A 2,632-nucleotide genomic window follows, 5' to 3' on the forward strand; every position below is an offset into this window, starting at 1 on the left:
CCCCGAAAGGCGAGGTGGTACATCTACCCAAAGGCTCCACTCCCATAGATTTCGCCTACGCCATTCACACCGAGATCGGCCATCACTACGCCGGCGCCAAAGTCAACGACAGGCTGGTGCCGGTCAACTACGAGCTTCAACTCGGGGACCGTGTCGAGGTGGTGGTCAACAAGGCCAGCGAAGGGCCGAGCCTCGACTGGCTCAAATACGTGAGGGCCAACTCGACGAAGGCGAAGATCAAGCGTTTCTTCAAGAATGAATACTCGGTCAAGCTTATCGAAAGGGGCAAGGAGATTTTCAGAAAGATAAGCAAACGCCTGGCCGTATCCATAGACGACCTCATCGAGGGAGAAGAAGTGAAGAACCTCATGGTGCGTTTCGCAGCTCACAACGAAAACGACCTTTTCTCGAAACTCGGAGATGGTTCAATAACTATGGGAGAGGTTCTCAGCGCTCTGGTTCCGAAAGAAGAGGTCGAAGTACTTCCCGAAGAGACCGAGCTCGTCAAGCAGAAGCAGGCCAAAGGCAACGAGGTCGTGGTCGGTGGAGAGACGGGGATAGCCGTCTATTTCGCCAAGTGCTGCACACCGCTTCCGGGAGACGATATCGTCGCCGTCATGAGCAGCAGGGGTATCTCCATACACAACCGCGGCTGCCGGAACGTGAAGGGGATCTCTCAGGACAAGCTGGTCGAGGCCCACTGGACGATGATCACAGGCGAGAAGTTCAGCGCGTGGATAGTGGTCGAGTTCGACAGCAGCGACAAAGCGATGGCGAACAGGTTTCTCGAGAGGCTCGAGAGCAAGAGCGCCAAGGTCAAGAAGTACTCGGTGGAAACGGGGAAGTGGGGATACGATACCCTTATGGCGAACATTCTGGTGAAGGACGTGGCCCAGTTGACATCGGTCATGGAAAACTTGAGAGGAATGAAGGGCGTGCAGAACGTCAAGAGGATTGGGGGAGTTATGTGAGGGCGGTCATTCAGAGGGTAAGCAGGGCCAGCGTGAGAGTGGATGGCCGAACGACCGGTAGTATAGATAAAGGACTGTTAGCGCTGATCGGAGTCGGAACATCAGACGGGATAGAGGACCTGGAGTGGCTGGTGGACAAGATAGTCAACCTCAGGGTCTTTGAAGATTCGAACGACAAGATGAATCTCTCCCTTCTCGATGTGGGCGGCTCCCTGCTAGCCATTTCCCAGTTCACCATCATGGGGGATGCCAGAAAGGGCCGTAGACCGTCGTTCACCGACGCGGCCGATCCCGAAAAGGCGAAGGGCCTCTTCAACGATTTTCTCAAACTGGCGTCTAAATTTGTGAGAGTTGAGACCGGAGTCTTTCAGGCTCATATGGAAGTGGAACTCGTCAACGAGGGCCCGGTTACGATTCTTCTGGATTCAAATAAAAAATTCTAGGAGGTGTTCTTGTGAAAAAAACCCTGCAAGTTATTCTTATGGTAGTTATGATTGCCGCGGTCGGAGTCGTTGTCGTTTCCGAAGGCGGTGCCGGACCTTCCGATCCCGCGAAGATCGCCTTCGCAGACATGCAGAAAGTCCTCGAGGCCACGAAAGACTGGAATACGCTCAACACAGATTACCAGAAGGATATGCAGTTTTACCAGGGACAGCTGGACAGTCTGAGCAAAGAGTATCAGGATCTTGCGGCTTCCGGAGCCAGCCAGGAGTCGCTGGCCGTTAAGCAGCAGGAGATACTGACGAAGAAGACTCAGTACGAGCAGACTCTCGAGGCCACCTACAACGCGAAACTGCAGGTGATCATGGAACAGGTTAACAAGAGAATAAAGGATTACTCCACCTTTATAGGAATCGACATGGTAATATCCAGCGAGGTCGTAGTCTATGGCGCGCCGGCTTACGATGTCACCGACGCCATCATCGAATACATGAAGGGATTCCAGAAGTGAACAAGGTTTCATACCTCAGATGCCTCAACCTCGAGAAGCGTTATGGAAGAAGAAAGGTCTTGAACGACGTCTCGATAGAGGCATCTTCCCTTGAGGTGGTGGGAATTCTCGGCCCCAACGGCGCCGGAAAGACCACCGCCTTCAAGTCGATACTGGGCATAGTGATTCCCAACTCCGGGGACATCTATCTCAACGAGGAGAAGATAACGCACCTGCCGATCCACGAAAGGGCGCGCAGGGGGATAGCCTATCTGCCGCAGGAAACGTCTATATTTCGCGGTTTGAAGGTTATCGAGAATCTCAAGATGGTTTTGAAGCTGACCGGAGAGAGGAAAAACAACGAAGAGACCGCAACCAGGCTTCTCGAGGAGTTCAACATTCTCCCGCTCAAAGACCAGCCCTCCTCGGTGATCTCCGGCGGCGAAAAGAGGAGACTGGAGTTTGCCAGAACGCTTACCCTCTCGCCCTCCTTCATACTGCTGGACGAACCCTTCGTGGGAATAGATCCCATGACGGTGAAAGATATCCAGAAGATGATCAGGAAGTTGAAGGACAAAGGCATCGGAGTTATCGTGACCGATCACGACGTCACCTCCATAAGCCGTGTGGTCGATAGATTATACGTTCTGTACAAGGGAGAGGTGATCTCCTCGGGAGATCCTTCGGTCGTGCTGGCCGACAGCGTTGTGGTGGAGAAGTATCTGGGGAG

Annotated in this window: 4 protein-coding genes; all 4 read left to right on the top strand. The window is 53.3% G+C overall.

Annotation, left to right across the window (positions count from 1 at the left end; translation table 11 throughout):
• Window positions 1-971, top strand: a 971-nt coding sequence (locus PKX57_RS11965; RefSeq protein ID WP_472417540.1) for a TGS domain-containing protein, incomplete at its 5' end; no start/stop codon positions are given.
• Window positions 968-1,414 (top strand): D-aminoacyl-tRNA deacylase, encoded by a 447-nt coding sequence (gene dtd / locus PKX57_RS11970; protein WP_213922168.1) that lies wholly within the window; start codon window positions 968-970, stop codon window positions 1,412-1,414. The genes PKX57_RS11965 and dtd, both read left to right, overlap by 4 nt.
• Before the next feature lie 11 nt (window positions 1,415-1,425).
• On the top strand, window positions 1,426-1,923 hold the full coding sequence (locus tag PKX57_RS11975; RefSeq protein ID WP_213922169.1) for an OmpH family outer membrane protein: 498 nt from the start codon (window positions 1,426-1,428) through the stop codon (window positions 1,921-1,923).
• The coding region (lptB, locus tag PKX57_RS11980) for an LPS export ABC transporter ATP-binding protein (protein WP_472417542.1) at window positions 1,920-2,632 on the top strand (713 nt) is incomplete at its 3' end. The genes PKX57_RS11975 and lptB, both read left to right, overlap by 4 nt.

The sequence above is a fragment of the Mesotoga sp. genome (assembly GCF_035363035.1).
Taxonomy (GTDB): domain Bacteria; phylum Thermotogota; class Thermotogae; order Petrotogales; family Kosmotogaceae; genus Mesotoga.